This is a genomic window from Rhodococcus sp. JVH1, from assembly GCF_000280725.2.
Classification (GTDB): domain Bacteria; phylum Actinomycetota; class Actinomycetes; order Mycobacteriales; family Mycobacteriaceae; genus Rhodococcus_F; species Rhodococcus_F jostii_A.
Map to the genome: position 1 here is coordinate 7,331,425 of NZ_CP166289.1, position 17,743 is coordinate 7,349,167.

The 17,743-nt window shown below is 67.9% G+C and carries 16 protein-coding genes and 1 pseudogene; 10 read left to right on the forward strand and 7 right to left on the reverse strand.

Going from position 1 to position 17,743, the window contains the following annotated elements; genetic code table 11:
• Window positions 1-5 precede the first annotated feature (5 nt).
• The 3 genes from JVH1_RS34400 to JVH1_RS34410 all read right to left on the reverse strand — a co-directional run bounded on the left by JVH1_RS34400 (window position 6) and on the right by JVH1_RS34410 (window position 2,680).
• Window positions 6-734, reverse strand: a complete 729-nt coding sequence (locus JVH1_RS34400; protein ID WP_371113062.1) for a hypothetical protein — start codon at window positions 732-734, stop codon at window positions 6-8.
• Window positions 735-1,197: 463 nt separating this feature from the next.
• Window positions 1,198-2,097 (reverse strand): hypothetical protein, encoded by a 900-nt coding sequence (locus tag JVH1_RS34405; protein ID WP_371113063.1) that lies wholly within the window; start codon window positions 2,095-2,097, stop codon window positions 1,198-1,200.
• Between the two features lie 169 nt (window positions 2,098-2,266).
• Window positions 2,267-2,680, reverse strand: a complete 414-nt coding sequence (locus JVH1_RS34410; protein ID WP_009473327.1) for a PAS domain-containing protein — start codon at window positions 2,678-2,680, stop codon at window positions 2,267-2,269.
• A 989-nt stretch (window positions 2,681-3,669) separates the two neighbouring features.
• Here JVH1_RS34410 and gvpJ (JVH1_RS34415) point away from each other — a divergent pair.
• The 3 genes and pseudogenes from gvpJ (JVH1_RS34415) (at window position 3,670) to JVH1_RS34425 (ending at window position 5,175) form a co-directional block, all read left to right on the forward strand.
• On the forward strand, window positions 3,670-4,032 hold the full coding sequence (gvpJ, locus tag JVH1_RS34415; RefSeq protein WP_009473324.1) for a gas vesicle protein GvpJ: 363 nt from the start codon (window positions 3,670-3,672) through the stop codon (window positions 4,030-4,032).
• Between the two features lie 223 nt (window positions 4,033-4,255).
• A pseudogene (locus tag JVH1_RS34420) lies at window positions 4,256-4,636 on the forward strand (CHAD domain-containing protein); the annotation flags it as partial.
• A gap of 143 nt (window positions 4,637-4,779) precedes the next feature.
• A complete protein-coding gene (locus JVH1_RS34425) occupies window positions 4,780-5,175 on the forward strand; it encodes a hypothetical protein (protein WP_009473321.1) in 396 nt (131 codons plus the stop codon).
• Between the two features lie 74 nt (window positions 5,176-5,249).
• On the opposite strand, the gene JVH1_RS34430 is transcribed toward JVH1_RS34425, so the two are convergent.
• Both JVH1_RS34430 and JVH1_RS34435 read right to left on the reverse strand, forming a co-directional pair.
• The gene (locus JVH1_RS34430; RefSeq protein WP_009473320.1) at window positions 5,250-5,726 is read right to left on the reverse strand and encodes a DUF4190 domain-containing protein; all 477 of its coding nucleotides are present in this window, start codon (window positions 5,724-5,726) and stop codon (window positions 5,250-5,252) included.
• A 276-nt stretch (window positions 5,727-6,002) separates the two neighbouring features.
• Window positions 6,003-6,278, reverse strand: coding sequence for a hypothetical protein (locus tag JVH1_RS34435; protein WP_009473319.1), 276 nt, complete (start codon window positions 6,276-6,278; stop codon window positions 6,003-6,005).
• Between the two features lie 188 nt (window positions 6,279-6,466).
• Here JVH1_RS34435 and JVH1_RS34440 point away from each other — a divergent pair, with 188 nt between their 5' ends.
• Entirely contained in the window at window positions 6,467-6,754 is a 288-nt protein-coding gene (locus tag JVH1_RS34440; protein WP_009473318.1) for a hypothetical protein, read from the forward strand.
• 520 nt (window positions 6,755-7,274) lie between these two features.
• Here JVH1_RS34440 and JVH1_RS34445 read toward each other — a convergent pair.
• Window positions 7,275-8,579: a serine/threonine-protein kinase gene (locus JVH1_RS34445; RefSeq protein WP_009473317.1), complete on the reverse strand. Its 1,305-nt coding sequence runs from the start codon at window positions 8,577-8,579 to the stop codon at window positions 7,275-7,277.
• Window positions 8,580-9,165: 586 nt separating this feature from the next.
• Between JVH1_RS34445 and gvpJ (JVH1_RS34450) the strand changes: the two genes are divergently transcribed.
• Window positions 9,166-9,531 (forward strand): gas vesicle protein GvpJ, encoded by a 366-nt coding sequence (gene gvpJ / locus JVH1_RS34450; protein WP_009473316.1) that lies wholly within the window; start codon window positions 9,166-9,168, stop codon window positions 9,529-9,531.
• On the forward strand, window positions 9,528-10,328 hold the full coding sequence (locus JVH1_RS34455; protein ID WP_009473315.1) for a GvpL/GvpF family gas vesicle protein: 801 nt from the start codon (window positions 9,528-9,530) through the stop codon (window positions 10,326-10,328). The genes gvpJ (JVH1_RS34450) and JVH1_RS34455 overlap by 4 nt, the downstream gene beginning before the upstream one ends.
• A 485-nt stretch (window positions 10,329-10,813) precedes the next feature.
• Here the strand turns inward: JVH1_RS34455 and JVH1_RS34460 are convergent, their stop codons facing one another.
• Window positions 10,814-12,319, reverse strand: a complete 1,506-nt coding sequence (locus tag JVH1_RS34460; RefSeq protein WP_009473313.1) for a diguanylate cyclase domain-containing protein — start codon at window positions 12,317-12,319, stop codon at window positions 10,814-10,816.
• 1,308 nt (window positions 12,320-13,627) lie between these two features.
• On the opposite strand from JVH1_RS34460, the gene JVH1_RS34465 reads away from it, so the two are divergent.
• From JVH1_RS34465 to JVH1_RS34480, 4 genes are read left to right on the forward strand one after another with little or no spacing between them, the layout of a single operon-like run.
• Entirely contained in the window at window positions 13,628-14,260 is a 633-nt protein-coding gene (locus JVH1_RS34465; protein WP_043777852.1) for a hypothetical protein, read from the forward strand.
• Window positions 14,257-16,488, forward strand: a complete 2,232-nt coding sequence (locus JVH1_RS34470) for an SRPBCC family protein (protein ID WP_371113064.1) — start codon at window positions 14,257-14,259, stop codon at window positions 16,486-16,488. Before JVH1_RS34465 ends, JVH1_RS34470 begins: the two co-directional genes overlap by 4 nt.
• Window positions 16,485-16,871: a gas vesicle protein GvpJ gene (gene gvpJ, locus JVH1_RS34475; protein ID WP_009473308.1), complete on the forward strand. Its 387-nt coding sequence runs from the start codon at window positions 16,485-16,487 to the stop codon at window positions 16,869-16,871. The genes JVH1_RS34470 and gvpJ (JVH1_RS34475) overlap by 4 nt, the downstream gene beginning before the upstream one ends.
• The gene (locus JVH1_RS34480) at window positions 16,871-17,647 is read left to right on the forward strand and encodes a GvpL/GvpF family gas vesicle protein (protein ID WP_043777846.1); all 777 of its coding nucleotides are present in this window, start codon (window positions 16,871-16,873) and stop codon (window positions 17,645-17,647) included. Before gvpJ (JVH1_RS34475) ends, JVH1_RS34480 begins: the two co-directional genes overlap by 1 nt.
• Window positions 17,648-17,743: the final 96 nt, after the last annotated feature.

A 17,743-nucleotide genomic window follows, 5' to 3' on the forward strand; every position in this document is an offset into this window, starting at 1 on the left:
CGCCATCACCTCCGTGCCCGTCGGACGGGCGCGGAGTCCGTCGTGGCCTTGGCCCGTGTCCTGCGTTTGCGGGCAGGAGCCTCTTCGTCGTCTTCGTCTGACTTCGCGGTCCGCGATCTGCTCGCGGTGGGCCGGGTGCTGCCGGTGCCCGAGGCCCGGCGGCGCGGCGTGGGCCGCTTACGTGGGGCCGGTTCCTCGTCGGCCTCGTCTTCGTCCGGCTCCTCGGCCCCTGCCTCGTCCTCGGCCGCTGTCTCGTCTTCGCCGCGCTCCTCGTAGTCGTCGGCCTCGTCTTCCTCCGCGGCGGAGTTGTCCTCCGGCTGTTCGTCGGCGCTGGGCTGCTCGTCGTCCCGCGAGCGAGTGCGCTTCTTGCGGCCGAATCTGCTCACCTTGGTGACATCAGTGACGTTGTCCGTGGCATCGCTGACGGTGCCCGTGATCTCCTTGCTGCCCGATTGGAGCCGGTTGCTCAGCGAGTCGATGCGCTGGCTGGCAGCGGTGACCGCTGCCGCCTTCGCCGCGCTGACTAGTTCACTCCGGACCGTGTCGCCGAGTTTGGCGACCTCCGGGGAATTCGAGAGCATCTTGGTGCCGAGCGAGAGCAGCTCCCGCGGCCCGCCGGGGAAGCGCCCGGCCGTCCCCGCCCCGGCGAGCATCAGCGCCAGCTTCATCCGGCGGGTGCGCCCCAGCAGATAACCCGCACCGATCGCGGCCGCCATCTGGGTCTTGTTGTTCATCGTGGAACCCCTTTTTTGCCGAGTGGTCACCTAGCACCTCTCGCCAACCTCGGAGATGTGCCGCAGGACCGTTTCGGAGATGTGCCGCAAGACCGTGCGCGGTAGGGGTGCGCGTTTTTTGACTACCCCAACCCAGCAACGCTCAATCACCAGCACAACCACTACACCGGCCGACTCCACGGATGCCCCGTTTCTGCATCCACTCGTGCAGAAAGTCCGGCCGTCGATGATCCCGGAGCCTCCTGCAGCGACCGTGTCGAACCGTTGCGGCCGCGCATGGCACTGCCTCTCGGATATGTTGCTGTGCAGGGGAATTAAGTACTTACCGGTCGTTCCGTGAGGGTTCTTGTGCAAACGGAAGATTGGAGGGAATCACATGGTTGCGGAATGTCGCGATGAATTTTTTGTGGAGCGTCGTGTGCCGCCTGCTCACGAAATCGGTACTGCCGGCCCGTCGATCAGGTCAGCCTGCGGCGGCCCGTACCGCCGCGACGATCGCCATGACGAGCAGGGCCAGCAGCAGGACCACGAGCAGTACCGGCCCGAGGAGGAGTCCGAGGGCCAGGAGGAGGAGCAGGGCGATCTTGGCCTTGGTGCTCAATCCGGAGGCCAGCCCTTTGATCGCCGCCCACACCGGATTCTTACCCGTCAGGGCGGCCCGAACGCCCTCGAGTCCGGCTTGCATGCCCACCCCGCCGTGCGCGACCTCGTCGACGAGGGTTTTGATCCACTCCTGGATCTTTTGTTGGATTTTGTCCGTCAGCATGGCGCCGCGGTCTCGCGCCGCCTCCAGCAGCCGGTGAAGGTGGGTTTTGAGCCATTCGATGGCGGCCTCGACCGACCGCGACACCAGGCCCGGGGTGGTGTCGGCGCGCCCCCCGCGGTCGGTGTCCTTCGCTGACGAGTCCGGTCGGCGGGTGCGAGTCGGTGCGGTGGACCGCGGGTGCGCGGACGTGCGCGGCCCCTCACCTCGGGGATGCGTGCGGGCCGCCGGCTTCGCGGTGGTGGCCCGCGCCGGCGCACGCCCGGAGGACGCCTCGCTGTCGGCGCGCCGCCGACGGGGTGTGCCCGAGGCCGATTCGGCGGTGGCGTCCGTTCGTCTCGGTCGTGGCGTCGGTTCCGCCCTCCGTGGGCTGCTGCGCCGCGAGGTGGCTCTGGTCGAGGTCGCGGCGGCCGGACGCCTGCGCGGCAGCCGCCCCGCCTCGGTTGTGGCGGTCGCCGCGAACCTTTTCGCCGTGGTCGATGCTCGGGCCTTCGGCTTGGTTGTGGTGGTCGGGTTGTCGCCGCCGGTGGTCGTGCCGTGGCCGACTGTGCCGCCTCGGTGCGAGGGTGTCCGGCCGCCCGTTCTCGCTCGTGCAGCCATACATCGCAAGTACCCCCGGGTCGATCCGCGGAAACCGGATTCAGCGCCCGAACACTGCACCGACGCGACACCACCGTCGCTATTCGACCACTGGATCAGGAACTGCTCTCGGCTGAGACGGGCTCCGAGTCCCGGACTGTTGGGACGACCGAGTGGCTGGTGTGGAACGTCAACCGAAATCCTTTGCGGGAGCACCATCCCACAGCAATTCGGTGACGTCGTGGAAGCAGACGAGCGTGACGGGGTCGTCGTGACGCTCGAGCACCGACTCGCTGACGAATGCGCGAACGGTCGAGCCGTCTCGATGCGTCAACGCGACGAGTTTCCCGGCGCTCTCCCGTAGCTCGGCCACGGCCGACGGGCCCGGGGACGCCGTCTGCATCAGATCACCGATCAACTGGCTATCGACCTCGTTCGGTGGATAGTCGAGCATCAGCCCGAACGCCCGGTTCGAGTACACGACGACACCGTCGTGTTGCACCGCGAGGACGGGCACCGGCAACCGCTCGAGCAGAACAAGAGCGGGTAACCGCTCGAGGTAACCCAGCGCGGTGTCCGGGTCCGGGCGTCGTCTCTCGTCCATATGTCGATCATCGGCCTCCGTCGTGTGCCGTTACATCGACCGACGCTGGGGCCACCGTAGAGTGCGCAGATCCCGGGTGACCCCGTTGGTCGGTTTCGGGTGCTGGTCACCGCCCGTGGTGGCAACCGCCCCGCCAGCGACGGCGCGGTTACCGGCCCCGAGCCGACTGCTGTCTCCTTCGAGGGGCCGAGGAATACCGGAACCGGATCGCCTCGGCTTTTCCGCGCGATGCGGTGGACCGCCGGTGACACCGATCTTCGGCGGTCATCCGCGAAATTCAGGCCGGGTGGATGCCGTTCGGGTACGGGGGCCGTTTTTGATCGAACCGGGCCCGCTGTTGCGTGAAGGCGAGGGCGTCCTGCTGCATGCGTCGTTGCCGACGAATAATGCTCACTCGGGCGCGGGCGCAGCGCCTCGTCGTCGAGGAGGGCGGCGGCGCGATCGCCGTCGACCAGCAGGCGCTCGTTTGCTGGTCTGCCTGACGATGGTCTGCGTGGCCGCGGCGGCGGCGAGTGCTCCGAGGAGTAGAAGCAGGAGCAGGGCGACGTCGATGTTCAGGGGGTCACTAAATCCTTTGTCCCGTTAGTTTCGTGCCCGGAACTTCGCTACGGCGCAACCTCCCGGCGGGCCCAGCAACAGCCCGAGAACGAGGGGGAGGACGAGGGCGACCGGTGCCGTGCCGCTCAACTCGGACACCAGCCCCTAAACGCGGCTCGCACCCGGTTGACGATCACCGGGAACCGACCAGACGGCCCGTTCGTCCATCCGCCACACGTACGAATTTCCCAGTCAGTTCCGGTTTTTCACCGGTTGAAGATGAGCTGTTACGGGTAGTCCGGTCGGGGGTGGACCGCACCGGCACTCGCACGAGGGCAACGAGACGGCAGAGCAGCCGAGGAACGACCGCCTCGCAGGCGCATTGACGAGCCACCCCGCAAGCGCAGCGCCCAACCGAAAACCTCCGGGAGCCGGAAACAAGGAGCGCAGCTATGACCACAGGCGGACCGAGCTCGAGCAGCCTGGCCGACGTCATCGACACCATCTTGGACAAGGGCCTGGTCATCGACGCGTACGTGCGGGTCTCGCTGGTCGGGATCGAACTGTTGACGATCGACGCCCGCATCGTCGTGGCCAGTGTCGACACGTATCTGCGTTTCGCGGAGGCGGTGAATCGGCTCGAGATCGGCAGCGAACCCAAGGGCCTGACCGACGTCGTCTCCGACATCAAGGGCAGCGGCAGCACGAAGTCCAAGACCAAAGGTGTCCTCGAGGGCGTCGGGGAAACGCTCAGTGAGCTGCTCAGCGGATCGGGAAGCGAACGCGAACCCGAACGCCGCCGGAGGCGGAAGTGACCTCCACAGACCACACCGACACCCCCGACGACAACAACGAGGCTGCTCCGGCCGCCGGGATCAACGCATAGGCATCAGCCCGCGGACGTGGAACCCGAAGACGGCGCCACCGGCATCCGCGACACCCCGATCAGGATCGTCGCACATGGCGGCATCTCCGCACCCCGGCATTCTTCGCTCTGTAGAGCGCTGACAGAGTGCGCCGACCCTACGGTTTTGCGCCGATTCCCGTTCCATCCGCAAGGCGACCCGCAAGGCCGGGCGCAAGGCGGACAAGAGATTGATTGCCGCGGTCGCCGACACCGATGACGCGGCGCTGCATCGGGCGCGGAAGGCCGCCAAGCGGGCCCGCTACGCCGCCGAACTCGCCAGGCCGGTCCTCGGTAAGAAGAAGACCACAAAGAAGGCCGCCGAATACAAGAAGATTCAGACGGTGCTGAGCGAGCACCAGGACAGCGTCGTGGCCGCCGAGACCCTCCGCACGCTCGGTGCCCGGACCGGCACCACACCGGGCGAGAACGGGTTCGCGTTCGGGCTGCTCTACGGGCTCGAACGACAGGCAGCCCAGCAGGCGCGAGCAGACGCCGCGCAACTGACCAGCTAGCCCATTCGTGGGTGGGACCCCGGGTCGTGCGTGTAAGGGTGGGCCCGCAGCCCGCGCAGTCGGTTACGCGCGCGCAAACCTGGGTAGTCGCGGCGAAAGATTAACTTTGATCCGAAGGTCGGGGCGCCGGAGGTTGTCCGCCGATGACCGATATCGTCACCGTCACCGAGAACGGGCGCTACCGGCTGCATCTCGAGCGCCGTCTGCACCACAACTGTGACGAGGTGTGGCGGGTCCTTCGCCGGCTGCATCCCGAATGCGTCGGCACGGGCATGGCGTGCCGTGCCCGGCCGCCCAACCTGCTCGAGTACGCCTGCGGGGAGATCGTGCTGCGGTGGGACATCACCAGTGACGGTCACTCGCGGTCGGTTCTGCGGTTCAGTCACTGTTGCCCCAGCCGACAGGACGGCATCGAAGAGATGGGCTGGTGGCTCACCGAACTCGACGTCCTCGGCGAACTACTCGACGGCGTGAACGTGACCGATTTCCGGCGCCGTGCCGAGGACATGATCGACCGCTGCCGACGCGCGTTCGAATAAAAGAGGATCGAGGGCGGATGAGTCCCATACTCATCGGTGGACTGTTTTTGAGGCGCCCGATGCTGTGGGCGGTGTCAGGGCTGCGGGACCTCGACGTTGTCGGGGAGTGTGTCGCGCATCTTGTCCACTTCCTGTTCGATCCGATCGACGGCGCTGTCGTTGTTGAGGACGGTGACCACCCCGGCGGCGAAGGCAATCGAGATGACGATCGCCAGCCCGCTCAACACCAGGCCGGCGATCGCCACACCCTTGCCGGTGATCCCCACCCGGCGGGCCGCCCGCAGGCCGATCACCCCGAGGATCAACCCGATGATGCCCAGCACCAGCCCGACCGGGGACAGGATCACGATCAACACACACACGAACGCGGCCACCCCGAATGCGAGCGCGAATGCCGCGGCCGCGCTGGTGCGCGCCGGCTTGGTCACCACCCGCTCCTCGACGGCGACGGCGACGGCGACGGGGCGGTCGTCGACAGGGCGGTTATCGACTCCGGGTTCCATGCGCCGCGGGTCGCCGTCGCGTCCCGGGCCGGTCAGTGGTTTGCTCATCGTTACCTCCGTGTCGGCGGTCGCCTTGTGCGGCTCTGTCGGGACACCCCGTGATTTGGTGTGCCACCACACAAAGCATGCCCAGCTCACGCGCGCTCCAACCCGGAGCGGCCCCAGGGCGTCCGTCGCTGCCGGCGGTGAATCTTCTCGGGCACGGGAGGAGGCCACCGTGCGGCGACTACCGATCCCGAATAGACGCCGGCCGCTATCCGGTCCTCTGTGGCGAGAGCGTCGAACCATTTCCACCGCGGACAAGCCTACGGAATGAGAGGTGGCTCAGGAGGGATCGATTCCGTTCGGCCGGTGGTGGCGACGCGCGTAGAAGCGGTCCCGTTGCTCGTCGAGCAGGATCAGGCCCCGGTGTCGGATCCGCTGGTGCTCGCGGGCGATCAGCAGGTGGACGGCGGCGATGTGTCGAGTCAGGGCGTCGGCGCGGCGGGCCGCGTTCTCGTCGGCCAGCAGGTAGGCGGCGGCGCGGTCGCCGGCGATGAGGAACCGCTCGTAGACGAGCCGAGTGTGTGCCTGCTCGTCGAGATGGGATTGCGCGATCACCTCGACCAGCAGCGTGAGACCGCCGAGCGTAACACCGCGGATCTTAGCCGGATCGCTGTGCCTGGTGCCTGTTGACGCGGAAATCTGGGGGTCGGCTTGCGGCTCGCATGGTGGGTTCAGGTCGCGCTGTCGCGGGTAACCCGAGCCCACATCCCGTACGACTGCCCCCAAACCAGGACCGATCCGACATGACCTCACACCGGCACATCACCACCGATCACGACGAGATCCGCGGTTGGATTCAGGCGCATCACGGCGTACCGGCACGAACGGCGACGACCACCGACACCGCAGCCGCCCTGCATATCGACTTTGCCGCGGTCCGCCCCGGCGAGCTCGAGCACATCTCCTGGGAGGAGTGGTTCACCGCGTTCGATGCGCAAGGCCTCGCCCTGTGTTACCCGGAGCCGCATCTGCGCGGCGGAGCGAGCGCGTGGTTCGAACTCGTGCCCCGCCGCGGCGGGATTGACCCGTGAGGTGGCCGGCGTGGCAGGCGTACTGCGGCATCGACGCGGGTACCCGGTCCGGGTGGGGCAAGCCGATGTCGAGAGGCCCCGCGTGAAGGTGATCGACGATGAGCAATCTGTACTACCCACTGGCTGTTGCGCTGTACATCATCGTGGCACTCTGGCAAGGCAATCTCGGCCACTGGTGACCTCGACCGAGTGCGTCCGTCGGGTCCGGGTGGTCTGCCGCCCGATGTAGAAAATCGACGAGATTCGAGGACCCCACCGTTGCTCCTCGACGGTGGCAGCGTGGTGTGCCCGAACCTTTGGGGGATGATTGATGGCGGCGGACGGTGAGAGGTCAGCGCGACGACCGTGAGGGGATCGCCTGTGAGCGTGTGGATCCCGAGCGTCGGTGCCATTCGGTGGCCAGGGTCAGGTCCGGCGTCACCTCGTGGGTGACGATGAGGATTCATCGACCATCTCTGACGCTCCAGGAAGCGGCGTTTCCCTTCCTCGTGAGGTGGGCGAAGCACCGTGGGCGGTCGGTTCAGTTCCCGCCGCCGTTGCCGCGGCCGCCACCACTGTTGCCACCGTTGCCGTTTCCGTTGCCTCCGTTGCCGTTTCCCTGGTTCCCGTTGCCCGGACCGCCCTGACCGTTGCCTTGGTTGCCGCCGCCCTGGTTGCCGTTCCCGCCGCCGGTGTCCACGCCTGCGCCCGGTGCGGTGCCGTTCGGCGCGACGATCTGGGGTGCCGGGGCGGTCGGTTCGGAGCTGATCATGGTGGCCGGCGGCGACGCTGCCGGGGTGAGGTAGCTGCTCGGGGCGGGAGCGGTCGGCGGGGGCACCGAGGTCGACCCGGTGGTGCTGCCCTCGTCCTGCGACGCGACGGCCAGGACGAGCAGTGCGATGGTCACCAGGACCGCCGCGACCGCGCCGAGGATCACCCCGGCACCCGGTGACCGACGCGGCGGTGCGGGAGGACGCGGGGGAACCGCAACGGACGGGATAGGGGTGACCACCCGGGTCGGGGGTGGCGGCGACATCCTGCGCGGGTTCGCGAGATCGTTGCGCATCTGGTCGGCGGTGGCGAACCGTTGCTGGGGGTCGCGGCTGAGGGCGCGCTCGATCACGGTGGTCAGTGTCGGGGCGAGGTCGGGGCGTACCGCGGTGAGCGGCTCGTGGTGTCCGTGGACGATCGCGTGGGCCAGCGACAGGATTGTGTCCCCGGTGTAGGGGCGGTGGCCGGCGAGGGCTTCGTAGCCGACGACACCGACGGCGTAGAGGTCGTCGGTCACCGAGGCAGGTTTTCCTGTGATGCGGTCGGGGCTCAGGTAGGCGACGGTGCCGAGGACCTCCCCGGCGGTGGTGTGGGTGGTGTCGGCGCTCTTGGCGATGCCAAAGTCGGTGACCTTCACGGTGCCGTGGGCGTCGAACAGGATGTTGCCCGGTTTGATGTCCCGGTGCAGGATTCCCGCCGCGTGTGCGGCCCCCAGGGCGTCGAGGGTCTGGGTGAGGATGGTCCGGGCTCGCGGGGCGGGGAGCGGGCCGGCGAGGAGGTCGTCGAGCAGGGTCCGCCCGGGCAGGCGTTCCATCACGATGTACGGGGCACCGTGGTCGTCGCCGCTGTCGTGGACGGCGACGACGTTTGGGTGATTCAGCGTCGCGGCGAGGCGCGCCTCGGATTCGAAACGCCGCCGGGTCTGCGGTTCCGAGGCCATCTCCGGGCGCAGCACCTTCACCGCGACAGCCCGGGCCAGGCGTTGATCCCACCCGTCGTACACGTCGGCCAGTCCGCCCCGGCCCAGGACCCCTCGCAGCTCGTACCGACCTGCGAGAACCACCGACACCGACATACGTTCACGCTAATGGGCGCGGCCACCGCCCGGTAACCACGCCGCCACCTACCGGTACCCGCCCGTTGGCCACGCCACACCCTGTGGGCACCCCGTGGCCACCCAGGGCCGCCGAGTGCTCGCGACCGGTTCGTCTTCCGTGTGGGATCGGCGAGAGGCGGGTACGCGAGGTCGCATGAGCACAATCGGTCCGGATCGCCTACGACCAGTGGACGCAGTTCGAGACGTTCCCGAAGTTCATCGAAGAGCGTGGCACCGAAACCGGCGGCTGGCGCGGCGGCGTCGACCGCCCCACCTCCTGAAACACCCTCAAGAGGTACTTCCTCCAACCGCCACACCTCGTCAGGCGGTGTAGTCACGGGCAACGGCTACCAGTCTCGGGTGGGGTCGAACCGTTTCGCACGGGCCGAATCGCCCGGGATTCCAGCGGTTTTGGCGGATTGAACTGCGGCCGTTGCGGGTAGTCCGGTAGTTCACGTGCGGGCATCCGTTTTCGGGGTATGCCCGCGCGGGGCGAGCCCGGCCGGGGCGCCGAGCGGACCGCACACGAAAGTCCCCGGGGCGGGCGGGAGCGAGGAGCGATGCCATGACCACAGCGGGCGGTCCGAGCTCGAGCAGCCTAGCCGACGTCATCGACACCATCTTGGACAAGGGCCTGGTCATCGACGCCTACGTGCGGATCTCGCTGGTCGGCATCGAACTGCTCACCATCGACGCCCGCATTGTCGTCGCCAGCGTCGACACCTACCTGCGCTTCGCGGAGGCGGCGAACAGACTGGAGATCGGCAGCGAACCCAAGGGCCTGTCCGACCTCGTCTCCGACGTCAAGGGCAGCGGCAGCACGAAGTCCAAGACCAAAGGCGTCCTCGAAGGCGTGGGGGAGACGCTCGGTGAGCTGCTCAGCGGATCCGCGAGCGAACGCGAACCGGCACCGCGGCGGAGGCGGAAATGACCTCCGCCAACGACACCGGCGACCACGACGACGACAACGGCGAGGGTGCTGCGGCATCCGTGATGTACGTGTACGCAATCGTGCCGGCGGACGTTCAACCGGAAGAGGACGCCACCGGCATCCACGACGCCCCCATCGAGATCGTCACCCATGGCGACATAGCGGCATTGGTGAGCGAGATCGACCCCGACGACCGGCTCGGCACCCCCGCGGACCTGCAGGCCCACGCCCATATCCTCGACGGAACCTCGCACGTCGCCCCGGTGCTGCCGCTGCGCTTCGGTGCCGTCGTGTCCGACCGCGACGCCGTTGTCAACGAACTGCTCGCCGAACATCACGACGAGTTCGCCTCCGCCCTCGACGAACTCGAGGGCTTCGCCCAGTACATGATAAAGGGCCGTTACGTCGAGGAGAGCATCGTTCAGGAAATCGTCGACGAGAACCCGAAGGCGTCCGCCCTGCTCGAGTCGATCCGGGGCCGGCCCGAGGAGCTCACCCACGATGCACGGATTGCGTTGGGCGAGATCATCGGCCACACCCTCGAGGCGAAGCGGGACGCGGACACCCGTATCACTCTCGAGGCGTTGTCGCCGCTGACCGACACCGTCACCGTACGCGATCCCACCCACGATGAGGACGCCGTCCAGATCGCGATCCTCCTCGAGGTGGACCGGCAAGACGAACTCGAGCAGACGGTCGGCGACCTGGCCGAACGCTGGGACAACCGGGTCGCCATGCGCATCCTCGGCCCCATGGCGCCCTACGACTTCGTGGTGAGACCGAAGCCGGAGGACTGACGAAAGATTTGGTAGGGGTTCAGGTTTCAAGAAACCTTGCTCATTAGTGAGCTCGGTCCCGCCCTATGAGTTTTCGACTTTTTTCGTGCTCGATGATTCGTGTTCTGCCGCTGCACGTCGGAGCATTCGCGGATGCGGTGCGCGGGGAGTTCTGGCGACAGCGGTCGACGGCCTCCGCGGTGGCCGCCAGTATCAGGAGGGGGCGCACCCCAGGGCGGGTGTCGCGGTGGACCCGCCCGATGTCACACGTTCAACAGGCACGACATCACGGTGAGACGTAGCTACCCGGGGCGTTCCCGCCGTTGCCGGTGTTCCGAGCGTCAGAAAGCCGGGAGATGGATGCATACCTTGGCGGGCTCGTTGAGCCTCGGACAGGAGCACCCGGAATTACCGCGAATGAAGAGGCGCGAGCGGTGCGGCTGCCTCCGAGTTCGGACACCCTTCGTGCCGATCAGGTCGCTGTACGTCGCGTCGTGTGTGAGGGCTCAGCGGCCTGGGTCTGCGGGATCGGGATGGTGTAGTGCGTATCGGCCGGGCCCGGTGGCCTTGGCCCGGTACATCGCCCGGTCGGCGTGATGAATCAGCTCGTGCGGGGAGACCGCGGCGCCGGTGACGGCGATACCGACACTCGCCGTGATGGGTGCAGCCCCCGGGTGCGGGTCGACGTTGGCGATTCGGTCGGCGATCGCGGTCGCATCAGCGGGACCGGTGACGGCCGGGCACAGGATCAGGAATTCGTCGCCGCCGAGGCGCGCCACGGTGTCGGTGGGCCGAACCAGGGACCGCAGACGGTCGGCGAGTCGGACCAGGGCGGCGTCGCCGCCGGCGTGCCCCAGCCGGGCGTTGAGGTGCCGGAAGTTGTCCAGGTCGATCACCAACACCGCGACCCGAATGCCTGTGTGTGCCGCCTGGTCGAGGGCGGCGGTGATCCGCTCCAGCGCCAGGGTGCGGTTCGGCAACCCGGTGAGTGGGTCGTGCAGGCTCTGATGCCGCAACCGCTCCTCCACCTCGATCCGGCCGATCGCGGTGGACAGCACCGCCGCCACCGCACGCACGAGGGCCACCTCGTGCTCTCGGACGACCCGTGGTCCGGCGAAATGGGCGGTCAGCACCCCCCAGATCGGATCGTGCCCGATCGGCACGCCGATGCCGCTTCCCAGCCCGTGCGCGGCCATGTCCGCGGTCGCGAACCGGCGTTCGTCGGCGCGGTCCGGGCAGCACACCACCGCCGTCTCGGTGGCCGCGTACCCGGTCAGCGAGCCGCGGCCGGCGGCGACGGTGCTCGGGCGCGGCCCGGGTCCGTGGTAGCCGAGCACCGGCAGCACCGCCCCGCTGGCGCCCGGCACCCGGGCCACCGCCGCGCACCGCGTCCCCAGCAGCGCGGTGACCGTCCCGGTGGCGGCGGGCAGGAGAGTGTCGAGGTCGGCGGTGACCGCGAGTCGGCTCAGCTCGGCGAGCGCGTGTTGTTCCCGGCACCGCTGGTCGGCCGCCGCCAACGCGGCGAGCAGCGGGTGCTCCCGCACGCCCGCGGTGGACGGCTCCCGGGCGATCGCCCCGATCAGCAGCGGGCGTCCGTTCTCGTCGCGTTCGGTGACGAAGACGGACAGGACCGTCGGAATCGGTGCCCCGGTGCGCAGGTGCCGCAGCTCGGTTCGCCCACACCACCGGCCCCGGTCGGTCAGGGCAGCGAAGACCTCCGATGCCTGCGCCATCGCGGTGTCGGTGCGGACGTCGGCGACCGTGCGCCCGGGCACCTCGCCGCCGTCCTCGAACCCGAGCAGGGCGGCGGCGGCCGGGTTGAGGTACCGGAGGCGGCCCGAGCCGAACTCCCACAGCCCCACCGGGGTCGGTGCGCATTCCAGCGCGGCGGCCAGTTGCGCGGACATCGCCGCGCCCGGGAACGATCCCGTCTCGGATCGGGTCACCTCTTCGGGGGACCCGGATTGTGCGGCGCCCTCCGGCACCCGGTACGGTCCGAATAATTCAGTCACGACTGGTCGGTTTCATTCTTGCCCAACATCTTTCAGTGAATAGGTATGTCGCACCGGCTGCCGCTATCGTTTCGCGAGAAGGCTCCCGGCGGCGCGGTGACACGCCGGGGCGGAGATCTCCCGGGTCCCGATGCCCCGCGCCGCGGGTCCCCTGCCGATCCTCGGGTGTGTGGGGCGTGGTCGGGCAAGTCGCGCTGATTAACGAGTTGGTGACGAGGCCGTACCTGGTGTTCATCCGCGTCGCTTCCGTGGGGGTGTCCTTTGTATATGCTGCGGCCGGGAATTTCCGAGACCGGCCACTCTCGTGCGCGGTGAGATGAATATGCAGACACGGGACTCTCGGATATCCGGTGTCGGCAAAATCGCGTGTACATATTGCGAGGCGCCCCACATTCTCGAACCGCGCTTCGCGCAAGGCTATTCCGGGGTCGACCGGTCCGATTTCGGGGTGACAATTTCGACTCGACTGCGGGGTCGCCCGCCGACCGGGCACCCGCAGGCCGAGCTCACTTCCCGCCCGAGGATGGCGGTAGGGACAGGGGGCATGGCGGTGATCGTGCTGAGGTGATCGTGCTGATCAGGGCGGTGGCCCGGCCGCCCCCAGGTGTGCCGGGCCACCGCTGTCCTGGATTACTCGGTCGGTCAGTTCAGTCCGATGCGGCCGCCGAAGGCGGCGCTCAGCTTCCTGCAGAACCCATCAGAATTTCCGCCTTTCCTGGTGATGAATCCACGGGATCGTCGATCTCCGCTTACGATGCCTATCGCGCTCGGGGTCGGGGAGTGTTTCGCAAATAAGCGAATTTCTCACATTATGAAATTAACAACCGCCCATAATGTTCTGGGCAAATTAACGACCGCCCATAATGTTCCCGGGAAATCGATTTAGGAATGGGTAACTTCAAAATAATCGGCGCATTTGTTTCTCGTGTGTATTTGCGTGATCCACGAGGTTACGAAAGGTCGGGGCCGCGCGCGGGCCGAGACGGGGTGGGCGAGCACTCGACCTCGGTCCGCGCGCGGACGGGGCGCCCCGCCGGCCGACAGGTATCCCGAGGGCCGGCAGAGCCCGCGGTCTTTCGGTGCGGTCCGGTTCGATCGTGACGCGGTGGCGAACGAACCGCTCGCCGAGCACGACGACGAGTTCGCCTCCGCCCTCACGGAACTCGAGGCCTTCGCGCAGATTGAGCGTCACCGGCCCGGGGTAGTCGGCGGGAACGAAGGCACCACCCACCGACCACGGCCCCCATCTTTTCCGCCGACGCCGGCGCCGAGGTGCACCACACCTACTCGACAACAAGGGGTTGGGCGATGACGGGCAAAGGTCAGATGGCGTTGGCCGTGGGTGCCGGGTACATGCTGGGCCGCTCGCACAAGATGAAGTTGGCGTTGATGCTCGCGGGCGCCGGAGCATCCAGTCGGTTTCCTTCCGGCTCACTGGGCGTTCTCGGACAGGGGGGAAAGTTGCTCGCGAATTCACCCGAGGTCGCCAAGCTCGGCGAGACGGTCCGCAAGGAGTTGATGAGGGCGGCGAAGACCGCCGCGGTGACCGCGGCCAGTCGTCGCATCGACTCGCTCAGCTCCCGGTTGCAGTCGGGCGGGGGAGACCTCCACCTCGTCGACAGTGTCGGCACGGCCGCGGACGGGAGGAGGTCGAAGCGGCGGCGTGCCGAGGAACCGGATGACGAGTACGACGACGCGGAGGTCGAGGAGGGGCCGGGCACCGACGAGGACGAGAGCGAGGAAGACGATTCCGAGCGGGCACCTCGCGCCCGGAAGCGCCCCGCCGCGCGCCGCCGCTCCTCGAGCAGTGGCGGTTCCCGTCCCACCCGGTCCCGGTCGTCGACGAAGAACGACGACGCGGACGAGGCCCCCACCCGGGCCCGCAAGACCCGCGCGAAGGCAACGACCGATTCCGCACCCGTTCGACGCACCCGGAGATGACGACGATGACCTCGAACCTCGACAGTGCAGCGAAGAAGCTGCGCAAGAACGTCTCCGGTGTGTCCGGTGAGGCCGCATCGGTGTCACCGCTGCAGAAGGCGGCGCAGGGCCTGATCGGCACTGTGACCGACAAGGCGATGTCCACCGTCTCCGACAAGGTGCAGGGCGCCGCCGGTCGGCTGACCGACTACGCCGAGGGCGGTGGTGGAAGCCTGCTGTCCGCGGTCACCGGCACCGGAAACGGCAACGGCAACGGTGACGGTGACGGGAACGAGAAGGGCGACGGCAAGTCACTGTTCTCGGGGCTGACCGACAAGGTGAAGGACACTGCGTCGAATCTGAAGGACGCGGTCACCGGCGGCGGTGGTGGTGGCGGCAAGGGCAAGAAGCTCAAGTTGACCAACATCGTCGAAACGATCGATGTCGGTGTGCCGGTTCAACTGGCGTACAACCAATGGACCCAGTTCGCCGACTTCCCGTCGTTCATGAAGAAGGTCGAACGGGTGGAACAGGAAGCGGACGAGAAGCTCGAGTGGAAGGCACAGATCTTCCTTTCGCATCGCACCTGGGAAGCGTCGATCCTCGAGCAGATTCCCGATGAGCGGATCGTGTGGCGCTCGAAGGGCGCCAAGGGTTTCATCGACGGTGCGGTGACGTTCCATGAGGTGACCCCCGATCTCACCCGCATCGTTCTGATCCTCGAGTATCACCCGAAGGGCTTGTTCGAGAAGACGGGAAACCTGTGGCGTGCACAGGGTCGGCGAGCGCGCTTGGAGTTGAAGCACTTCGGACGTCACGTCATGACCCAGTCCGTTCTCCATCCCGACGAGATAGAGGGTTGGCGCGGAGAAATTCGGGACGGCAAGGTTGTCGAACCCGAAGAGTCCGAGGACAACAACGAGGAACCGACCGACGACGAGACAGCCGCCGCCACCGGTGAGCAGGACCGGTCCGACGAGGAGACGGCCGAAGACGAAGAACCGGAGGAGGTATCGGAGGAGGAGCTGGAGGACGAGGCCGGCGAGTACGAGGAGGAGGAGCCCGAGGAGGAGGAGCCCGAGGAGGAGACCGGCGAGTACGAGGAGGAGGAGCCGGAGGAGGAGCCCGAGGAGGAGGAGCCGGAGGACGAGGCCGGCGAGTACGAGGAGGAGGAGCCGGAGGAGGAGCCCGAGGAGGAGGAGCCGGAGGACGAGGCCGGCGAGTACGAGGAGGAGGAGCCGGAGGAGGAGCCGGAGGAGGAGCCCGAGGAGGAGGAGCTGGAGGACGAGGCCGGCGAGTACGAGGAGGAGGAGCCCGAGGAGGAGGAGCCCGAGGAGGAGACCGGCGAGTACGAGGAGGAGGAGCCGGAGGAGGAGCCCGAGGAGGAGGAGCCGGAGGACGAGGCCGGCGAGTACGAGGAGGAGGAGCCGGAGGAGGAGCCCGAGGAGGAGGAGCCGGAGGACGAGGCCGGCGAGTACGAGGAGGAGCCGGAGGAGGAGCCCGAGGAGGAGGAGCCGGAGGACGAGGCCGGCGAGTACGAGGAGGAGGAGCCGGGGGACGAGGCCGGCGAGTACGAGGAGGAGGAGCCCGAGGAGGAGGAGCCGGAGGACGAGGCCGGCGAGTACGAGGAGGAGGAGCCGGGGGACGAGGCCGGCGAGTACGAGGAGGAGGAGCCCGAGGAGGAGGAGCCGGAGGACGAGGCCGGCGAGTACGAGGAGGAGGAGCCGGAGGAGGAGGAGGAGGAGCCGGAGGAGGAGCCCGAGGAGGAGGAGGAGGAGCCAGAGCCACGGCGGCGTCGTCCCCGGACGGCCGCAGCGAAGAGGACCCCCGCGAAGAGGACCCCCGCGAAGAAGGCCCCCGCGAAGAAGGCCCCCGCGAAGAAGGCCCCAGCGAAGAAGGCCCCAGCGAAGAAGGCCCCAGCGAAGAAGGCCGCAGCGAAGAAGGCCGCAGCGAAGAAGGCCGCAGCGAAGAAGGCCCCAGCGAAGAAGGCCGCAGCGAAGAAGGCCCCCGCGAAGAAGGCCCCCGCGAAGAAGGCCCCAGCGAAGAAGGCCCCCGCGAAGAAGGCCCCAGCGAAGAAGGCCCCAGCGAAGAAGGCCGCAGCCAAGAAGGCCCCCGCGAAGAAGACCGCAGCCAAGAAGGCCCCCGCGAAGAAGACCCCAGCGAAGAAGGCCGCAGCCAAGAAGGCCCCGGTGAAGAGGACCCCCGCGAAGAAGGCAACGCCGAGGCGTAGGACAGGAGCACGCGCATGACCACGGCAGGTGGACCCAGCTCGAGCAGTCTCGCCGACGTCATCGACACCATCCTCGACAAGGGCCTCGTGATCGACGCGTACGTGCGGGTCTCTCTGGTCGGCATTGAATTGCTGACCATCGACGCCCGGGTCGTCGTCGCGAGCGTGGACACCTACCTGCGGTTCGCGGAGGCGGTGAACCGGCTCGAGATCGGCAGCGAACCGAAGGGGCTGTCCGAGATCGTCTCGGGCGCCACCGAGGGCGGTGCCAAGTCGAAGACGAAGGGCGCGCTCGAATCGGCGGGCGACAAGCTCGGCGGCCTCCTCGGGGGTGGGGAGGAAGAGGAAGAACCTGAGCGAGAACGAGTGTCGCGCAAATCGACTCGAGGTGACGACCGGTGATGGCCACGTCGGAGCAGACGAAGCAGACGACCGGTGTGTATGTCTACGGCATCGTCCCGGCCGACGTCGAGGTCGCCGAGGATGCGACCGGGGTCGCGGACGGCACCGTGGAGGTGGTCACTCATGGTGACATTGCCGCCCTGGTGAGCGGACTGTCGGTGGACCGGGCGCTCGGCGCACCCGGGGACCTGCGAGCGCATGCGGACCTGCTGGACGCGGTGGCCGGGGTGGCGCCGGTGCTGCCCCTGCGGTTCGGCGCGGTGCTCACCGACGCCGACGCCGTGCAGGAGGAACTGCTCTCGGCGCACGTGGACGAGTTCAGTACTGCTCTCGAGAAATTGGAGGGCAGGGCCCAGTACATCGTGAAGGGCCGGTACGTGGAGAAGGCGATCCTGCAGGAGATCCTCGACGAGGACGATCAGGCGGCGGCGCTGCGCGAGGAGATCCGCGACAAGTCGGAGGACGCGGGACGGCAGGCGCGAATGGCCTTGGGAGAACTGGTGAGCAACGCGATCGCCGCCAAGCGCGAACAGGACACCCGCAGGGTCGTCGAGGCGCTCGACGACCTCGCCGCTTCCGTGAACGTGCGCGAACCCACGCATGAGGAGGAGGCCGTGCAGGTGGCGATCCTCGCCGACGTCGAGCGTCAGGACGAGCTCGAACAGGTGCTCAGCGAGCTGGCCCAGGCCTGGAACGAGCGGGTGGAGATGAAGCTGCTCGGACCGCAGGCGGCGTACGACTTCGTAGTCACCCCGAAGCCGGAGGGCCAGGGCTGAGGGATGGGTCTGTTCTCGTTCATCGTCACCTTGCCGCTGCAACTACGCACGTGAGCGGAACCGTCCCCGGGATACCTTCCGTGTCAGGTGGACTCG